Raw genomic sequence first — 19,130 nt, 5'->3', positions numbered from 1 at the left:
CCCTTCACACGGGTGGGGTCGCAGGTTCAATCCCTGCCGCGCCCACCATCTTTTCAATGACTTGAGAAAGATGGTGGCGGTTTCCATGAAAAAAACATGAAAATGTGACTGGGCTTTGTGGGAGTGGTTGCAGGGACGCTGTCACCCTGTGGGCCTGTTGCTCGCTGTAGAACTTCGCTCCCCGACTATAGCCTGCAAGCATACGGAAGATTGAATGTCGGGCAATGGGAGTGGTTAGCAACACCATTCCCATTTTGCTCTGCCGTCCGGTAGCGCTCATTTAGGGTTCTTTATCACTCAGTCATTACGTTGCCGCCGCGTGTGTAACCAGCAAGGCGCATGGAAAAATGATACCTAAGGAAGCCCTGAAGCGCGCATCGGACGTGATTGGGGACGCGGAGAAGGCAAAGGATTTCCTTCTAATGTGGTTGGGTTGCGGGCAAATTCGCGCCAGCGCAGCGGTGACGCAAAGGCTCGATAGTTCGCCCATTATGAACAAGAGGGTAGCACCGGAAATCTGGCAGAACTTCAGGCAAAGCTGTCCATCCTCACTTTGGGAGACGGGCACTGCGAAATATCAATCTGAAGAGTATATCGGTATCCACTTTGATGAGGCGCAGGTCGAAAAAATCATCACGGACCATGCACCGCCTGCCCCTGAAGCAGCAGAGGCGAAAGAAAGGGGTAGTGGCCGCTCCTCCGGTTATCATGGCGAAGTGATTGCGGCGCTAACCGCACGATATCTGCTCGCTGATCGTGACGATTTTGCAACGCTTACACCCCGTGTATTGGCAACGGATCTAGAAGCTGAATACAAAGCTTTGGGCGCCTCTCCGCCGAGCGCCCGAAACCTGCAATCCATCACCAATGGAATCCTGAAAGTCATCCACAAAAATCGGCCTAGCGTTGGTTGAGCCACGTAATTTGGCGCATTTCGCACAATCCATTCATTTGGCGCAGATTACGCACTTAAGCGGGCAATTTGCGACGTTTTAAGGACATCCTACCTCCCGTCTTGGGCTTTCGTCACCCAGCGCCCTGCTGGCTACGACGAAAGGAAAAACCAGATGAATCATGTGATTACCATTGCCGAAACCATGCGACGCCTTTCTGTAGGCCGAACGACCGTTTATTCACTGCTGGCCGATGGCAGGTTGAAGTCAGTCAAGATCGGAAGATCTCGACGCATTCTGCTTGAGAGCGTGGAAGCATTGCTGGGAGGCGCCAAATGAGAGCACCCTCCGCACCGCGTAACAACGCAGAGATGACTCGCGCCAAGGGCTTCACCTTCACTCAAGTCAGCGATCTTAAAGCGCGCCCGCCTGTCCGCAGCTGTTTGAGCCAGGACTTGCCTGACACCTCACTGACCTTGTTCTGGCGTAAGGGTGTCGATCGACCATTGGTGCGCCCGCGCTTGGGTAGGACAACTGCAAAATCCCACATTCCCGGTTTCAGCCGGTCAGTCGAGAAGCCCTTGGCGGCAAGCTCCAATATGTCACGGGCATCGATGCGCCGACACGGCCGGTCGTAGTAATCAAGGTGGAAATGCCAGTTCTTCTCATCGTTCAGGTGATCCGGCGCGTGCATGACCGCAACGAAGGGAAGCTTCCGTTCCTCAAACATCTGGGCGAACTCCCGAACGATCGAGAAGCGCTCATTGGGTGTCAGTTCATTTGGGAGTTCGCCGACAATCCGATACTGGGTTCGGCCCTTCCGTCCGTCCTTGAACCTGGCAGGGACTTTCGTAACCCCACTATCCCTGCTCGATGCAGCTATCTGCTCTAGAAATCGCCGAAGCTCCTTCCCCGATTGGATTTCAAGAGTAACGGCTTTATCTGGATCGCAGGCCTTCAACGCTTTGTGCAGCGGCGCTGGGCAGCCAGGGCTCGCAGCAACGTCTTTCCAGAAGCCCGGGGCGTCATTGAACCGAAATATGATCTGGTCACGGCTCGCCACTGCTTCATGCTCTTCGACAAGAGTCCAGAATCTGGCCCGCTCATCGTCGTCATGGTCGATGTTGGTCAGCAATGCGCGCGTTCCATCGGGCTGGATGGCTACGGCGTTCGTCCGTGCGATGTATTCATCATGGGTGACCACACTATTGGCAGGATGAACGGTTGTGGTCTCTGCGTCGGCGTATCCGATCTCTGGGACGGCGACGGCCTGATCAGCATGCTGGGTGAATTCAGGCTCGAGCTGTGCGACAGCGGCATCTCGCTCGATGTAGCGACAATGGGCACGTGCAGCTCCTGGCCGGTTCCGAAATCCGTCCTGCACCATTTGCCTGGTCACTTTGTTGACCCGTCGGTGCTGAAAGGTGAACGAGGTCGCACCAGCGGCATTTGTCAGACGTAGAGACCGCGCGACTGGCTTGTGGAAGGGTATCTTTTGTGCGGTATCGACAGCGATATGCGACGGCGTTTTCAGCTTCGGGGCGGGTCTCCAATGGCGGACGCCCATGACGTCTTCGGACTCAAAAGTCTCAATGCCTTCCTGTATCCGCTGAAGCCTAGCCAGTGCCCTCGCTGCCTTTAGCATCGCCTGATCAAAATCTGAGAGCTTTGCCACGATCAAATCCCCGCCAACCGGAAGCCTCATATATTCTGGGATCGACACCAAGGATTCACAAGAAAATATATAATATTAAATTCCGTAAGATGTCAGATAGTCGCAAACTGTGACCGATTTGTTATAGTATTACCCTGACTTGGGCCGCTTTTCCAATGCCCGATCGACAACCCTACGAATCTTTCTTGAGAATCCTTCCGACTCGATTTTGCCAAATGGTGGTTTGCCAACCAACCGCACAGCAGATTGGGCTTCTGCCCAATTTGCGGTAGTGCGCCTACCTACATTGCTCGACCAATGGTCTTGGCGATTATTTGCTCTTTACACTCGAACCATTAATGTGCGCTGCAGCGACAATGTGCGGTCAATAGCCGAGCATTGAAAAAGCCACCCGAACTGGGCTCGGGTGGCAAATTCAAGAAAAATCGGTGCATGTTTCGGCGCGGAATGCTCCTACAGTGCGCCGTCATCGATCTTGTCTGCTACCGCTCGAAGGCCTTCGGCGGTCCACCCTTGACCAGTGATCCCCTTGAGAATCTTGGACTTTCGAGCGTTCTCGATGAGTGCCTCATCGGTCACATCTGACAGATGAAGAACCTGAAAAGAGGTTCGGTGGGGTTGCTCTGGGTATGCCTGCCGGATCAAATCTGCAGGACGGGGCCCAAACAGATCGGCAATTAGCGGCTGCTTCAGAAACTGAAGCATCCAGTGGCCGACTTGGGAAGCTGCGATCCGGTATCCAGGAGGTGGATTCAGAACAGCTTCGGCCAAAGAGCCGCCGAACTTGCGGATGTATTCCTGATAGCCCGGCGACAGGTGTCCCAGTTCCACGCACGCGGCAGGGCTGAACTCAGGGTCGTAATTGCCCGAAGCATCGCGATTAACGCGAACACCGATCTTCTCGAAACCCTCGAGTTCGTCCGCCAAGCCCATTAATGAGCCTCCTGCACCCAGCTTATTAGTGCTGATCGGCATCAGTGCGAGGCAGCGATAGTCGGCGCCCGCAAACTGAAGCCGCAAAGCTGGCACCAGATCTGCGATCTCGCGCTTGGAGGCAAGAGCATTGGCCCCCAAATCAAGAATCACATGATTGCCAAGGAGGGTGGCAACGATCTCCGGAGCAACGCTCGTCTGCACTCCCCACCCTACGGGCCTGACTGCAGAATCCGAGCTCCTGACCGCTCGGTTGCCGGCATCGGCATCTAGAGTTTCTACCGGTTGACCGGCGATAACCCAGAGCGCCTTTAGCAGCTGGGCGAGCATGGTCTTCGCGCATAACACCGGCAGTTCAGAGACGGGGGCACACCTTTCTCCCAGAGACTGATCCCCAAACGCGAGGGCACGCGTGACAGCACGGAGAGACGGCAATCAGAGCCATCATTGGCCATTCATCGTCATTTAGTCGCAAAATGCCAAAATTTGGCTCCCCCTTTTTCGAGGACTGCAATGAATTTCTCGGCACAAAACCTGCTGGCACAGCTGCTTGCGGCCCCGCACCGCCACACGCGCGAAGCTCCCAAGGATGCACGTGGGCTCTATGGCCTGGTCGATCATCTGGGCTGTTTGCGCTATATCGGCTCGACGAAATCTCCGGGGCAGACCTTACACAGCCGAATCCATCAAAAACACCGGACCGGCTCTGAGCACCTCAGCCATTATTTCTCGACCATGTACAACACTGGGAGGATGTGGCGACAGCGGCTCGACCCAACCACCGAGGCGGATGGCAGCATCGCCAAGAAGCTGCGCAACGAGTTCGTCGCCCGCCATTGCCGCGCGGTCTGGATTGTCTTGCCCGACACTGCGGACATCGGACAGCTGGAAGCTGAAGTGATCGCCATTGCGCCTTCCGAGGTTGTAGCGTGGAATGGGCACAAGACCGCAGTTTATGATGAGCCGGTGGAGTTGGTCGATGAGACCATCTGCTACTTGGGCTGGGGCGAGCGGGAAAAGGCAGCAATAGAACGTCAGCGCCAACGCTCGCTTGGCCTCAGCGAGATGGCAGCGACCGCACGAGCGTCTTATGCGCACAAAGGCCGTTTGCCGGCATTCCCCGAAGGCCCGTTTCGATTTGCCGCGCTCGATGTCGAGACCGCTAACAACGACCGCAGCAGCATCTGCCAGATTGGCGTTGCCTGCGTGCGCCAGGACAATACCATTGTCTCGTGGAAGACATATGTCGACCCAGAGGTACAGGAGTGGCTGTTCACCGGCATGCATGGCATCAGCGCGCAAACCGTCGCGGGTGCCCCAGTGTTTGCCGAGGTGATCGCGGTACTCCGCGAAGCACTCCAAGGCCTCGCAGTGTATCAGCATTCCAGTTTCGATTGCGGCGCGGTTACCGCCGCCTGCCAGCGAATCGGTGTGTCACCGCCAGCGTGGAATTGGCGCGACAGCGTGCAGATCGCGCGAAGGGCTTGGCCAGAATTGCGAGCGAACGGTGGCTATGGCCTCGCAAATCTGAAGTCTGTTCTGGTGCTGGACTTTAAGCACCATGATGCTGGCGAGGATGCTCGAGCTGCGGCTGAGGTTGTGCTGCTAGCTAAACAGGTCGATCGAAGCTTGGCTATGACCGCGTCTGTCAGGCAACCAGCGAAGCCGGAACCGGTTCGCCAAGCTCTCGCCGCGGCTGCAGCGGTGGCAGGAGGAAGCGCAGACAGCCGAATCATTGGTGAGGTGGAGATCACACAGGCGAATGTCGATCATTCGCATATTTATCTTCGTTCGATCGTCGATCGTTTCCCAGCCGACGCCATCGGCGGACCCAACAAGGCGGCGATCGCACCGCGACAGGTCTCAGTCGATTATGGTGCCGGCGCGCCAATCATGACGGATATCGATGGTTCGAAAAAGTTCTTCAGAAATCGGTCCTTGGCTCGTGAATTCTTCTCGCTCCATGGCGCTCGAGCCGGGGACTTTGCGGTGCTTGAACAACTCGCGCCATACCAATATCGCCTGCGCCTGCGCGAAAAATGACCTCTCGAACGTTGGCGTGGGCGGGTTGATTGTGACCTGAGGGTCCATGCGCACGTTGTGGGACTAGATGAACCAGCCTGCGGGTCATTGCCCTAGGTCATACCCTGAAGGGTTCCGTTATGGACCTTTGCAGCCCAGAACTAATGGCATTTTGTGGCGGGAGATGGTGTCGATGGAGACCGCTTCAGGCGACGAGGTGCGCAGTGTCTGGTGTTATAAGCCGAACGGGGCATTGTGGGACAAAGCCGTCGTTCCTAAACGGCATGCTGAATGACTGGGATTGCCAGAAGCGGACACGAGCCTGCTCGGGAGCGTTGATTGCGCCTATTCAAGTTTCGCTTCCTGAGTCCCGACATGCAGGAACCGACCCCATAGCCGCCCCGAGTAGCCCAATTCCAAGACACAAGCCGATCACGCGCCAACATTGGGAAATTGTATTGAACCGCCAACATTGCCCCAATGCAGGCGCTCTATGCGGCAGGAATGCCAAATCGCTCCGCCCTTGTCGCTTTCGCCCCTGCCATCCTCCTGACCGCGTGCGGAGGCGAACCCGCTGCGCCTGCCAAGCCGCCGGTTCACAGCGAGGCGATCGCCCACGAGACCGAGCTTGTCCGTCTGAAGCTCACGCCGGAAGCGCAGAAGCGGCTCGGGATTGTCACTGAGCGGATCGGGACGGGCACCGCATCGGCCATACGCATGACCAGCGGCGAAATCGTCATCCCGGCAGGCGTCGGCGGCGCGCCGATCAACTCTGCCAGCAATCTGCAACAGCTTGGCTTGCAGCAGGTCGCCGCTGATGGCGAACTTGCGAGGGCACGGGCGCAGCTGGCTTTGGCGCGCGTAGCCTATGATCGTGCCTCGGCTCTGGTTGATGAGGAAGCGGGCAGTATTCGCGCGCGTGACGAGGCGACGGCGGCGCTCGGTGCGGCAAAGGCTGCTGCCGATGCGGCTGCGGCCCAGCGCCGCCTGCTCGGGCCAGCGGTGGCGAGCCTTGGAAACCAGCGCTACGTCTGGGTGCGTGTCCCGGTGTTCGGAAGCGATCTTGCCGGGCTGCAACAAGGTCAGTCGGCGCTGGTCTCGCCGCTTGGACAGGATGGCGCGAAACGATCGGCGCTGTCCGTCGATGCACCGCCATCTGCTAACGCGGTCGCGGGCACCGTCGATCTCTATTTCGCGCTCGACAATCGTGATCGGGCCTACCGTGTCGGCCAGCGCGTTAGCGTCGCGCTCCCGCTTGCTGGTGAGAGGAGCGAAGGGCTGTCGGTGCCCACCTCCGCGATCTTGCGCGACATCTATGGCGGCGAATGGGTCTATGCCAAGACCGAGGCCGACACATACGTGCGCCAGCGGATCGAGGTAGCAGCAACCGAGGGCGGTCGCGCGATCCTGTCGCGGGGTCTGCGTCCCGGCACGCTCGTGGTCACGGCAGGCGCTGCCGAGCTGTTCGGCACCGAGTTCGGGGTCGCACACTGATGCTGGCCTGGCTGGTTCGCTCCGCGCTCAAGCAGCGCGTGCTGGTGCTTGCCATGGCGGCGCTGCTGGTCGTGCTCGGCCTTCGCGGGTCCGCTGATGTGCCGCTTGATGTGTTCCCCGAGTTCGCTCCGCCTATCGTCGAGATCCAGACCGAAGCGCCGGGCCTGTCGACCGAGGAGGTCGAAAGCCTTATTACAGTGCCGATCGAAACCGCGGTTAACGGCGTGCCCGATCTGGCAACCTTGCGCTCGAAGTCGGTGCTGGGCCTCTCCTCGGTGACGATCCTGTTCGAACGCGGCACCGATGTGATCCGTGCCCGGCAGCTGGTGCAGGAGCGGGTGGCGCAGGTGCAAGCGCGACTGCCTGCCGCTGCCCGCCCGCCAGTCATGCTGCCGCCGCTGTCGTCCACGAGCCGGGCGATGAAGATCGGCATCTCGTCCAAGAAGCTCGATCAGATGCAACTATCCGAGCTGGTGCGCTGGACGATCCGGCCCAAGCTGATGTCGGTGCCGGGCGTCGCGAATGTCGCCGTCTGGGGCTACCGCGACCGGCAGCTGCAGGTGCTGGCCGATCCCGACCGGCTGCAAGCCTCGGGCGTCACGCTGGCAGAGCTGCGCGCGGCGACCGGCGATGCGGTGCTGGTTGGCGGCGGCGGCTTTGTCGATACGCCCAACCAGCGACTGCCGGTGCAGCAGGCGAGCGCGATCCAGACCGCCGATGATCTCGGCAACACGGTCATCAAGATTGCAGGCGACGCGCCAGTTCGGGTCGGCGATGTTGCAAGGGTGACCGATGGCTTTGCTGCTCCGATCGGCAACGCCATAATCGACGATGGCCCGGGCATCATGCTGATCGTCGAGAAGCAGCCGACGGGCAACACGCTCCAGCTTACCCGCGATGTCGAGGCGGCGGTCGCAGAGCTGCGACCCGGCCTCAAGGACGTGAAGATCGACACCACGATCTTCCGCCCGGCAACCTTCATCGAGAAGTCGATCGACAATCTCACCCGTGCGCTGATGATCGGCTGCCTGCTGGTGGCGATCGTCCTGTTCGCCTTCACCCGCGACTGGCGGCAGGCGACGATCAGCCTTGTGGCGATCCCGCTGTCGCTGCTGGCAGCGGGCCTCGTGCTGCTGTGGAGCGGGGCGACGATCAACACAATGGTCATCGCCGGACTGGTTATTGCGCTTGGCGAGGTGGTCGATGACGCGATCATCGATGTCGAGAATATCGCCCGCCGTCTCCGCCTGAACCGTGAGGCGGGCAATCCGCGCTCGGCCTTTGCCGTGGTGCTCTCGGCCTCGCTCGAAGTGCGCACGGCGGTGGTCTTCGCCTCGCTGATCGTCATGCTGGTGTTCCTGCCGATCTTCTTCCTCGGCGGGGTGGCGGGAACGTTCTTCCGTCCATTGGCGGTTGCCTATGTGCTGGCGATTGCCGCCTCGCTTCTGGTCGCGCTGGTGGTCACGCCTGCGATGTGCCTGATGCTGCTCCCCAATGCGCCGATGAAGGAACATCGCGACACGCGTTTTGTGGCCTCGCTCAAGCAGCGCTATCTCGGCATCCTGCCCCGGCTGATCGACCGGCCTCGCCTTGCCATGGGCATCGTCGCGGGCGGCTTGCTGCTTTCGGGGGTGGGCTATGTCGGGTTCAAGGACCAGTTCCTGCCCGATTTCCGCGAGACCGACTTCCTGATGCACTTCGTCGAGAAGCCGGGCGTCGGCATCGATGCGATGGACCGCATCACCATTCGCGCCTCGAAGGAACTGCGCGCGATCCCCGGCGTGCGAAACTTCGGGGCGCATATCGGGCGGGCCGAGGCTGCTGACGAAGTGGTCGGCCCGAACTTCACCGAGCTGTGGATCAGCCTCGATGACGAGGCTGACTACGACGCCAGCGTCGCCCGCATCAAGGAAGTGGTCGAAGGCTATCCCGGCCTTTACCGCGACGTGCTTACCTATCTGCGCGAACGCATCAAGGAAGTGCTCTCGGGCGCAGGCGCGACCGTGGTTGTGCGGATTTACGGCCCCGACCAAGACGAGCTGCGCGCCGCAGCCGAGCGGGTGCGCGGCAAGGTCGCCAGCATTCCCGGTGTGACCGACCTCAAGGTCGAACAGCAGGTGCTCGTGCCGCAGATACAGATTCGCCCGCGCTCGGCTGATCTGGTCACGCTGGGCCTTACGCCGGGCGAAGTGCGGCGGCAGGCACAGACCCTCGTAGCGGGCGAGAAGCTTGGCGAAATCTATCGCGACCAGAAGGCTTTCGATGTCGCCCTGTGGGGCGAGCCTGAAATCCGCGGGGATCAGCACGCTCTTGCCGACCTGATGATCCAGACCCCTGCCGGCGCGCCGGTGCGCCTGCGTGATGTCGCCGACGTCGTGATCGTGCCCGCGCCCAACGAGATCAAGCGCGAGGATGGTCAGCGCCGTCTCGATGTCACGCTCAACATCGCCAGCGATGCCGATCTCGGTGCCGTAGCGCGCGGGGTCGAGGCGGCGGTGAGCGAGGTGCCTTTCGCTACCGGCTATCATCCCGAGATCCTCGGCGAGTATGCCGCGCTGAAGGAATCCCGCGAACGGCTTTGGACGGTGGGTCTTGCCTGCCTGTTCGGCATTCTGCTGCTCGTCTGGCTGGAGTTCCGCTCCGCCCGGGTCACGGCGCTGGTGGGCCTCAGCCTGCCCTTTGCGCTGGTTGGCGGGGTCATCGGGGTCGCGCTCACTGGCGGGGTTCTGTCGCTGGGATCGCTGGTCGGCTTTGTCACCGTGATCGGGATTTCGGCGCGCAACGGGATCATGCTGCTCTCGCATTACGATCACCTGCGGCGGTTCGAGGGCGAAGAGTTCGGACCGGCCCTTATCCTCCGCGGCGCACAGGAACGTCTAGTGCCAATCCTGATGACCGCGCTGTGCGCAGGGCTTGCCCTGGTGCCGCTGGTGATCGCGGGCGACAAGCCGGGTCACGAGATCGAGCATCCGATGGCGATCGTCATCCTCGGTGGCCTGATTTCGTCGACCGCGCTCAACCTATTCCTGATGCCCGCGCTCTATGCCCGCTTCGGCAAGGAACGCCCGGCACCCGAGCCCGAGCTGACGGAGGCGGTGGCATGAAGCGCTTTGTCCCCCTCGCTGCCCTGATGGTGACCGCCTGCGCAACCACGCCCCCACCTGCGGCAACCAAGGTCGATCCCGCGCTCGCTGCCGGGCCGTTCGCCAGCCTCCCGGTTGCCTCGATCGAGCCTGTGCCCGATGATTGGTGGCGGCTCTATGATGATCCTGTGCTCGACAGCCTTGTCGAGGCCAGCCTTGCGGCGAATGCGGATCTCAGGGTGGCCTATGCCAATCTTGATGGGGCGCGCGCGGCGCTACGTCAGTCCGAGGCAGCGCGCCTGCCGCAAACGACGATCGAGAGCAGTCTCGGCATCGATAATCCCGCCAATCAGCCCAGCGCCTCGGGCAATGTGCCGACGACCGACTACGATCTGGCGGTGACTGCAAGCTGGGACGCAGACCTGTTCGGGCGGCTCCGCTCAGGCGCACTCGCCGCTCGCGCCGATGCGGAAGCGCAGGCCGCTGCGCTCGACGGCATCAAGGTCGCGGTCGTCGCCGACACAGTTCTGGCCTATGTCGATCTGTGCGGCGCAACCCGCAGCCTTGCCGTCGCGCAGGAACAGGTCGCACTTCAGGACCGTGCGCTGACAATCACCCGCAGCCAGCGGGCAGCTGGCGAGGTCTCCCCGCTGGAAGTGTCGCAGGCTGCCAACCTAGTCGCCGCAACCAAATCGACCATCGCACCGCTGGAAGCAGCGCAGGCCAATGCGCGCTATCGTCTCGCCACGCTCGCAGGACGCCCGGCAAGCGAAGCCCGCACCAATCCCGTTGTTTGCGCAGCGCCGCCGAAACTGCGCACTGCGGCTCCGGTCGGCGATGGAACCGCGCTGCTGCTGCGCCGCCCTGACATCCGCGAGGCCGAACGCCGCCTTGCTGCCGCCACCGCACGGATCGGCGTGGCGCGTGCTGACCTCTACCCCCGCATCAACCTTGGTGGGGCGCTGGGCCTGTTGAGCGGGGGGCTGGTTGCAACGCGCTCGCCGCTGGTGAGCTGGGCCTTCCCCAATCAGGCCCCGGCCCGCGCGCGGATCGAACAGGCCGAGGCGACCGAGCGGGCAGCGCTGGCCGGATGGGATGTAACGGTCCTCCGCGCGCTGCGCGATGTGGAGACGGCGCTTGCGGCTTATGACGGAGAATTGCGCCGCAATCGGGCGCTGGCAGAGGCCCGAGATGAGGGACGCCTCTACGCCCGCCGCGCCGAGGCGCGCGTCCGGCTTGGCGATGCGGCACCGCTGCTGCGGATCGATGCTGATCGCACGCTGGCGCAGGCCGAACTGTCGCTCGCACAGTCTGAACTCGCCGTCGCGCAGGCGCAGGTGGCGCTTTTCCGGGCGCTTGGCGGTGGCTGGCGCAGCGGTGGTGATCCGCTAGAATGATCGCATGAGAATCCTGATCGTCGAGGACGACGCTGATACCAACCAGTTCATCGCCCGCGGCTTGGCCGAACTGGGCCATCAGGTGGTGACTACTGCCGACGGCCGCGATGGGCTGTTCCACGCAACCGATGGCGGCTTTGATGCAATGGTCGTCGACCGGATGCTGCCGGGGCTGGATGGCCTTGCACTTGTTAAGGCCCTGCGCGCTGCCGGGAACACGACTCCAGTGCTAATGCTGACAGCGGTCAGTGGGATTGCCGATCGGGTCGAAGGACTGGAGGGCGGAGCGGATGATTATCTGATCAAACCCTTCGCCTTCAGCGAGCTGGCGGCACGCCTCCATGCGCTTGGTCGTCGTCCCTCGACGGCGGCGGAGCCAGCCCGGCTGATCGCAGGCGACATTGTGCTCGATCTGCACCGTCGCACCGTAACGCGCGAAGGACGCAAGATCGCACTTCAGCCCCGCGAATTCACGCTTCTGGCCGAGCTGATGCGGCACCCTGGGCGGATCATGACCCGCACCATGTTGCTCGAACGGGTCTGGGATTTCGACTTCGACCCCAAGACCAATATCGTAGAGACCCACCTCAGCCGGTTGCGCTCCAAGCTCAATGCCGGGTTCGACAGCGATCCGATCGAGACCGTGCGCGGCGCGGGCTATCTCATCAAGGACGGCGGATGAAGCGCTGGTGGCGCGGCACGTTCGGTCTGGTGGCTGCTGTCGCTCTCGGCTTTGCGCTCGCAACGCTGGTGATCGGTGCGGTCGCATTCGAAACCACCCATGAGGCACTCGAACTACAACTCGATCACCGCATCGCCATCGAGACGCAAGCGCTGATCGATGAAGGGCAGGACGGGCATGAAGGCGTGGCTGCCGCCATCCGTCGGCGCGAGGCGGCAAGCAGCACGGCAAGCCTCGGCTATCGGCTCGTCGATGCCCAAGACAGACCCGTAGCGGGATCGCTCGATACGACAGTCCCGCTGAAGCCCGGTTATGTCGAGCTGCTGCCTTACAAGGTGAACGGCGAAGAGCGGATCGCGCAATCGCTGACCACGGCCCTTCCGGGTGGCTATCGGCTGCTTGTCGGAGCGGATCGCGCCGCGATCGACGAAATGGACAACCGCTTCATCCTCCTGTTCCTCGGCGCATTTGGCACCATGCTGTTGCTCGGCATCGGTGCCGCTTGGCTGGTGGGCATTGTCACTCGCCGCCGCCTTGCTCGCATCGATCACACGGCTGCTGCGATCATCGCCGGCGATCTGTCGCGGCGCGTGCCGCTGACCGGAAGCGGCGACGAGTTTGACAGCGTAGCCACGACGCTTAACCGGATGCTCGACCGCATCGCCGGGCTGATGGAGAACCTGCGCCAGGTATCCAGCGATGTTGCCCACGACCTGCGCACGCCGCTCACGCGGTTGCAAAACCGGCTCGACGAGGCCCTGCGCGCGCTCAACCCCGAGCTGCAACGCGAGGCAATCGAAGCGGCAGCAAGCGAAGCTGGTGAACTGCTGGAGGTCTTTTCCGCCCTGCTGCGGATTGCCGAAGTCGAAGGCATGGCCGCCCGCGCGCACTTCCAGACGGTGGATCTCAGCGCGGTGGTGACCGATGTGGCAGAGGCGTTCCGACCCTCAATGGAGAGCAGCGGCCACCAGCTTCTCACCAGCGTTAAGCCCGGCCTCACCATGCCTGGCGATCGCAGACTGCTGCAACAGATGCTCACGAACCTGCTCGACAATGCCGCGCAGCACACGCCGCGCGGGACCACCGTCCGCATCGCCCTCGCAAGCACTCATGACGGCATCAGCCTTGCCGTCACTGATAATGGTCCGGGCGTGAGCGAAGATGAGGCACCCGAGCTCTTCAACCGGTTCGCCCGTGTCGACCGCAGCCGATCAACGCCGGGTCACGGTCTGGGGCTGGCCATGGTTGCGGCAATCGTTGCGGCGCATTCTGGCAGAGCCACCATTGCACCGCGCCCGGGCTTCGGTGTGCACGCCGAGTTTTGATCTTATGCGGCATTGCGTCATTACTGCCGCTCGGAATTCCACCCACAAACGGTCATGCGCGGCGGTGATGCAAAATGCCGAAAGCAGCATGGCGGCTTTTGGCGAAACCAGGCGTTCAATCTGGCTATCGCGAACGACCGAGTTTGGATCGGCAGCTGCGGGAAGGTTGTGGGACAATCCCGCCATTCCGGAGCGTTGGGTCAGGTGGCGGGTCTATAGCCATTACCGGACGCCCAACGTTTGGTCTGGTCGGCAATGTCGAGACAATGACCCGTTGCGACAATATGATGCTCGCAATTTCCTCGGTGAAGGATCGCTGTGTCCGATCTTGCGATTTCCTCGATTCCTTATGAAAGAAATGTCCGCTAAGATAGGCTCGGCCGTACGGTGCAATGTGCCGCGCAGGCGGGAGAATAACGATCTACAGCGCACCACAAATCTCCGCTTTGACGCGGCTGTTTTCCGCAACCGTCTTCCGTGAGATGGCCAAGAAGGGCCGGTCTGCCCTGTTTTGCCGGCTGATCGCACAGACCGACCTGATCGAACGTGCGAGCGCGCACGCGACGGTGGGCGACACTTTCGACTCCGCGTTTGATATCCTGAAAGTCGCTGGTCACCGCGACGAATATATCTACCGCGCAGCGATCAGCCATAAGGTGTTGATGGGTACGCATAGTCTGCGCACCGCCTCAATGCTGAACGAGTTTCGGGCAGGCAAATGCAAAGCGGACCTCGTGATCCTCAATGGCACAGCAACGGTTTACGAGATCAAGTCGGAGCGTGACTCTCTCGCGCGTCTCGCCAATCAGGTCGATAACTACAAGCGCGTGTTTGCGAAAGTAAACGTGATCGCATGTGAAGGTCATGTCGAGGGCGTGCTAGCGATGGTTCCTGCTGATGTCGGCGTGATGTGCCTCTCCAAGCGCTATCGCATCTCGACCGTGCGCGAAGCCATCGACTGCCCCGAGCGCATTTGCCCGGTCACAGTCTTCGAATCGCTTCGCACGGCTGAAGCGGCTGCGATTCTTAAGGCAATGGGTGTGATGGTGCCGCAGGTGCCGAACACCCAGCGGCACTCCGCGATGCGCGGCCTGTTTGCGAATTTAGATCCTGCCTCGCTCCACATCGAGATGGTTCGCACGCTCAAGCGAACCCGCGATCTTGCCCCTCTTGGCGACCTCGTTGATCGTCTGCCCGTGTCCTTGCAAGCAGCAGCGCTATCAGTCTCAGTCCGCCGCGCCGACCATCCACGGCTCGTCGATGCGGTCAGGACACCACTGCAAGCGGCCATGGCCTGGAGCTGACGAGCGAATGTATTACCCTTATTTCCGCGGAAAGCAGTTCGAGCTGATCACGATTCGCGAGATGGCGAAGCTGCTCGCCGAAAAGAATTTCGTGCCCGTGATCGAGCCAGTGCGCGAAGCGCTCGGCGGCCTAAAAAAAGCCTTGAGCGCAGTCTGCAATGCGGGCGGGAGGGCGATCGTGATCGTAAACCCTTATCACGGCGACCATCAGGAAGACGGAACAAGCATAACCAGCTTGCTGCAAGAGGGCTTTATTGGCACCGACAATATTGCTGCTGGTATACTGCTGCGAAGCGACATGACCGCCGAAGAGGTGATGGCGTGCTACGACCTTCACGCCGATCATCATCCGGTGCTGGTCCATGCGGGTTTCACCGCGCCTAAGGCATTGGCGGCCGAACTGGAAAACGGCATGGCTGGCCTCACCAACGTCTTCGTGGAAGACCACGCAAAGCTGCTCTACCGGAAGCATTTCGACCAGAGCACGCGCATTCTGGTGCGCGATGGCTTTAAGCGCCAACGCAACGCCGATTATCCTGCGATGGAAGAGTTCTCCGATCTCCACGTTACCTACGACGATCTCGGAATGGCAGGCTTCGGCGACTTCCTCATTGTGGGCGACGTCTACAGCGAGGGCGGCGGACCTGCCTATGCGGTGGCGATCCACCTGACCTTCATCGATCCCGACAAAGACGACGTGATGTACATCTATCACTTCGTCTCCGACACGAAGGATACGCCGACCGATCCCGCCGGCAAGTTCGCTCAGGCTCTTGCGAAGCTAATCCAGAAGCTGAACAGCGGAACATCCCACATTCTCGAAACCGAGGCGATCAAGGAGTTTCGCGACCTTCACGCGAAGGGCCATTTCCCGGGGCTCGGCTATGTCAAAAAGCTCTCGATGAAGCATCACATCGAGACGCTCGCTGACTATCTTGGCTGAACCTCATGGCCCAACGTTACTGCTGCCCGGAGTGCTTTGACGATCGCGGCTTGCGCGATCAGCTCTTCCCGTCGCTCAATCCTGGCCATGGGACCTGCGATTTCTGCGGAACCGTCGACACCCAGCTCGTCGACCCTAGCAAGCTCGCCAATTATTTCGAGCTGCTGGTGAACGTCTACGAGCCGAACGACGACGGAAAGTCGCTAGTCGAATGGATGAAGGACGATTGGCAGCTCTTCAGCCATGAGCGAATGGATGTCGCGCACGCCAAGGAACTGCTCGGCGAAATCCTTGACGATGGCGAGATCGTTCGGCGCGCTTTCGCGCCGTCGGCGAGCTATATCAGCGAAGGTCTCGCGCAGTGGGACAAACTGCGCGACGAGATGATGTACGCTAATCGCTGGTTCCTCGACGTCCGCATCGATCTCGACCGGCTCCGCCAGCTGCTCGACATGTTGATCGCGCCGCCATTGCCCCGGCAATGGTATCGAGCGCGGATCCGCACTGACGATGAGGTCTTCCCGATCGACAAGATGGGCGCGCCGCCCAAGCGACGCTCGTCGCACGGCCGCGCCAATCCTGCGGGCATCCCGTATCTGTATCTGGGGTCACTCCCCGAAACAGCGGCAGCCGAGATCAGGCCACATACTGGCGAGGTCGCCTGTGTCGCCGATTTCACCATCCCCGAGATCAACGCGGTCGACCTGCGCAATCCGCGCAAGCTGGTCTCCCCATTCATTCTCACCGATGCGAGCGAGATCGGCCAGTTGCGGGCCGATCTGCCGTTCCTAGAACGGCTCGGCGAAGAACTGACACGGCCGGTTCAGCCGGCCGGTGCGGCGATCGACTACATCCCCAGCCAGTATCTGTGCGAGTTCATCAAGAAGAGTGGATTTGACGGCGTCGTGTATCGTAGCTCGGTCAGCGACGGCATAAACTTGGCGCTTTTTGATCCCGAGCAGGCAACCGGCGGTGCCGTATCGCTGTTCAATGTGACCAAGGTCCTGGTCGATGTGGTAGCGGCATAGGCTCGGCAAGTGGCGACGATCTATTCTCGCGGCATAGCCCGCATCAGGCACGCAACGACAGGCGAGATTTTCACGATCGCCGCTGATGAACTGGAATGGGCAGAGTTCGCCGCGGATGAGCGGCAGATGGGGACCGAGATCGGTTACTCCGCTGAGATTGAGCATCCCTCGCTCGGCACCATCTCGTGGGAGTTATGGGAATATCCGGTCGGCGCGGAAAACATGCGAGAGACCCATACCAATGGCCATGTGTTGATCGAGAATATCGACTTCGGGCTCGAAGACTTTCCAGATGAGGAAGCCCCAGAAGACAATGTGCTGCTCCTCCGGCGTCTAGCTGCACTGCCTAGCCAGCTTGATGCGCTAGATCAGCGGCTCGCCGAATTAGGTGACCGATCTCCGATGATCGGTCACAACCGCGCGCCTGCAGAATTCCGATTAGATATCGCGACCGAGCAGATCGATGCAGTTCGCGCGAGCATCGTCGAAATTCGCGGCGAACTCGCCAAACCGAACGCCGAGCAGACTGCGGATCCTGTTGCGGTCGAACGCGCTGAAAGCCGGCTGCGGCAACTTGCCGCAACGGAAGGGGGCTGGTTGAATTCAGCTGCGGTCCTCGCCGCGAAGGGCGCCGCTACGGCCGTGGCCGGACTGATCGCCAAGGAAGTCATAAATGACAATGCTTCGCTTTACGCGCTGATCATGACGATCGCCGACACGTTGAGCAGCTGGCTTCAGTTGCTCGGCCTGCTGTGACCTATCTTCGATAACCGACTTCATTCCAAAGGGCAGCGCCACGCCGGGGCTAGGGTAAGCCTAACAAACGCTCGCGTTCGGGCAATCGGCGGCTTCTGGCTGAAACGGAGATTGCCGGTGGCTGGGGCGAACGACCGAACTTGGTCGAGATTCGCCGATCAGGATTCAGCGCATCTCATTCTCGCACGGCGTTGCCAGGGTGCTTGCTGCGAAATGAATTGAGCGCTCCATCATCGGCACTGGTCATCCAGATCCCCGCCACCAATTGTGCTAATCTGGCCTTCTGCTCAATCGTGGCCCCCAAGGTCACCAGCATCAATGAAAATGGTGTATGCTGACGCCTGCCACTGAGGTCGAGAAATGGGACTCTACCTTTGAGCAGGAATATATCTGCGTCGAGGCTGAGCACCTCCTGGAACAGTGCAGAGTCAGTGCGCACTGGCACGAGGCATACTACAGTGCGCGCATTCCCCGTGCGCCACTGCTCGTAAGCGCGACGCAGCCAGACAAGGAGCCTTGAGTATGGCGGGTTGACGTAAACCAGATCGCCGTCCCACGGTTCGGCAAGGCCATCACCGCCGTCAGCGAGCCGGATGTATCTGCGAGCCAGCACTGGGCTGGCTTCATGACTGCAAGGGTCGAGATCGACTGGACCGAAAGCCTCATAGATGTGAGCCATAAATTCCGGCGGCGTAAAGCGGCTGTCCCGGTCTTCCTTTTGCCCCTCGCCCCAATAAGCGCGCTCCGGCGCCCGGCGTTTGAGCTTCGGCGCTACTACAGCAAGCAGACGTTCAAGGCTCGCGACTGTCCCGCGGCCACGTTCCAGTTCCGCTATTGTCGTGCGCGACAAGCTCGTGCGCTCAGAAAGGCGATCAAGGGACCAACCGCGCTTCTTGCGTTGGATCCTCAACTGTTCGCCAAGGCTGTCCCCACTCGACAGGCCGGTCAGTCGGAAATCAAGCGCCTGCATCACAGCCATCAACGTCCGGGTTGAGCCGATGCCTTTTTCAAGTCGCTTTAGTGCCTGGGCCGACACGCCCGCACGTTCAGCCAAGACACGCTGGGTCCAGCCAGATTGGCGCCGAGCCTCGCGTATTTGATGCACCAGAATCTGAACCTCCTTGAGATCATATTCTGATCATTCTTGCCGGCGAGTGTCGGGCGAGTAAAGGGCAGTCAACTGCGCAGCCTAGTTTTGGGAGGCCAAATGCTCCTTGCAGGGAGTGATGGCTTGCGGACGCATCGCTACCAGCCCATTGACCCCGGCCCACCCTTGAACGGACCGGCATAGTTTGACGTGATCCAGCCGCCATAGAACGCACCCGGCTGGGGGATTACGGTTTCGCCATCGACCGTGCAGCTGTCGAAAGGCCCGGCATAGAAGGCGACGTGGTCGCGCAGCATCACAAAACTGGCGCTGGGATTTGGATAGCTCCACCCGACCCGAGGCAGCACATGGTCGCCGATCACGACATCCCAGTAGCTGGCAGCGCCTTTCCATTCGCAGAACGAGCTGCCGGCGGCGCGCCGCAAAATACCGGGCGCAATGTCGGCGGGCGGGATGTAGTAGCTCGGCGGATGGCTCGTCTCAAAGG

General features: G+C 60.9%; 16 protein-coding genes. 12 read left to right on the top strand and 4 right to left on the bottom strand.

Features of this window, described 5'->3' with window-relative positions; genetic code table 11:
- The first annotated feature begins 347 nt into the window (after positions 1-347).
- Complete coding sequence (locus AX735_RS21650) at positions 348-914, top strand: hypothetical protein (RefSeq protein WP_066284697.1); 567 nt, start codon at positions 348-350, stop codon at positions 912-914.
- A gap of 153 nt (positions 915-1,067) precedes the next feature.
- Positions 1,068-1,232: a helix-turn-helix domain-containing protein gene (locus tag AX735_RS24700; protein ID WP_082751248.1), complete on the top strand. Its 165-nt coding sequence runs from the start codon at positions 1,068-1,070 to the stop codon at positions 1,230-1,232.
- A 61-nt stretch (positions 1,233-1,293) separates the two neighbouring features.
- Here the strand turns inward: AX735_RS24700 and AX735_RS21645 are convergent, their stop codons facing one another.
- Entirely contained in the window at positions 1,294-2,568 is a 1,275-nt protein-coding gene (locus AX735_RS21645; RefSeq protein WP_156447576.1) for a hypothetical protein, read from the bottom strand.
- Positions 2,569-3,021: 453 nt separating this feature from the next.
- Entirely contained in the window at positions 3,022-3,831 is an 810-nt protein-coding gene (locus AX735_RS21640; protein WP_156447575.1) for a hypothetical protein, read from the bottom strand.
- Positions 3,832-4,014: 183 nt separating this feature from the next.
- Here AX735_RS21640 and AX735_RS21635 point away from each other — a divergent pair, with 183 nt between their 5' ends.
- The 10 genes from AX735_RS21635 (at position 4,015) to AX735_RS21590 (ending at position 17,535) form a co-directional block, all read left to right on the top strand.
- A complete protein-coding gene (locus tag AX735_RS21635; protein ID WP_066284694.1) occupies positions 4,015-5,544 on the top strand; it encodes an exonuclease domain-containing protein in 1,530 nt (509 codons plus the stop codon).
- Positions 5,545-6,027: 483 nt separating this feature from the next.
- Positions 6,028-7,017 carry an efflux RND transporter periplasmic adaptor subunit gene (locus AX735_RS21630; protein WP_066284701.1) on the top strand — a complete coding sequence of 330 codons (990 nt, stop codon included), beginning with the start codon at positions 6,028-6,030 and terminating at the stop codon, positions 7,015-7,017.
- Positions 7,017-10,121 (top strand): efflux RND transporter permease subunit, encoded by a 3,105-nt coding sequence (locus tag AX735_RS21625; RefSeq protein WP_066284690.1) that lies wholly within the window; start codon positions 7,017-7,019, stop codon positions 10,119-10,121. The genes AX735_RS21630 and AX735_RS21625 overlap by 1 nt, the downstream gene beginning before the upstream one ends.
- Positions 10,118-11,497, top strand: a complete 1,380-nt coding sequence (locus tag AX735_RS21620) for an efflux transporter outer membrane subunit (protein WP_066284688.1) — start codon at positions 10,118-10,120, stop codon at positions 11,495-11,497. Before AX735_RS21625 ends, AX735_RS21620 begins: the two co-directional genes overlap by 4 nt.
- Positions 11,498-11,501: 4 nt before the next feature.
- Positions 11,502-12,179 carry a response regulator transcription factor gene (locus tag AX735_RS21615; RefSeq protein ID WP_066284683.1) on the top strand — a complete coding sequence of 226 codons (678 nt, stop codon included), beginning with the start codon at positions 11,502-11,504 and terminating at the stop codon, positions 12,177-12,179.
- 68 nt (positions 12,180-12,247) lie between these two features.
- Positions 12,248-13,504 carry an ATP-binding protein gene (locus tag AX735_RS21610; RefSeq protein ID WP_231750214.1) on the top strand — a complete coding sequence of 419 codons (1,257 nt, stop codon included), beginning with the start codon at positions 12,248-12,250 and terminating at the stop codon, positions 13,502-13,504.
- A 446-nt stretch (positions 13,505-13,950) separates the two neighbouring features.
- Positions 13,951-14,808 (top strand): sce7726 family protein, encoded by an 858-nt coding sequence (locus tag AX735_RS21605; RefSeq protein WP_202189640.1) that lies wholly within the window; start codon positions 13,951-13,953, stop codon positions 14,806-14,808.
- Between the two features lie 7 nt (positions 14,809-14,815).
- Complete coding sequence (locus tag AX735_RS21600) at positions 14,816-15,751, top strand: sce7725 family protein (protein WP_066284670.1); 936 nt, start codon at positions 14,816-14,818, stop codon at positions 15,749-15,751.
- 5 nt (positions 15,752-15,756) lie between these two features.
- Positions 15,757-16,779, top strand: coding sequence for an RES family NAD+ phosphorylase (locus tag AX735_RS21595; protein ID WP_066284667.1), 1,023 nt, complete (start codon positions 15,757-15,759; stop codon positions 16,777-16,779).
- Positions 16,780-16,788: 9 nt separating this feature from the next.
- Positions 16,789-17,535 (top strand): hypothetical protein, encoded by a 747-nt coding sequence (locus AX735_RS21590; RefSeq protein WP_066284664.1) that lies wholly within the window; start codon positions 16,789-16,791, stop codon positions 17,533-17,535.
- A 175-nt stretch (positions 17,536-17,710) separates the two neighbouring features.
- On the opposite strand, the gene AX735_RS21585 is transcribed toward AX735_RS21590, so the two are convergent.
- Positions 17,711-18,640: a DNA N-6-adenine-methyltransferase gene (locus AX735_RS21585; RefSeq protein ID WP_082751247.1), complete on the bottom strand. Its 930-nt coding sequence runs from the start codon at positions 18,638-18,640 to the stop codon at positions 17,711-17,713.
- Between the two features lie 140 nt (positions 18,641-18,780).
- Positions 18,781-19,130 (bottom strand): DUF427 domain-containing protein (locus AX735_RS21580; RefSeq protein ID WP_156447574.1); only part of this gene is annotated, 350 nt, incomplete at its 5' end.

The sequence above is a fragment of the Blastomonas sp. CCH1-A6 genome, assembly GCF_001556365.1.
Classification (GTDB): Bacteria; Pseudomonadota; Alphaproteobacteria; order Sphingomonadales; family Sphingomonadaceae; genus Blastomonas; species Blastomonas ursincola.
Note: the sequence above shows the minus strand (reverse complement) of the source record. Positions and strands in the feature narration are given on the sequence as shown.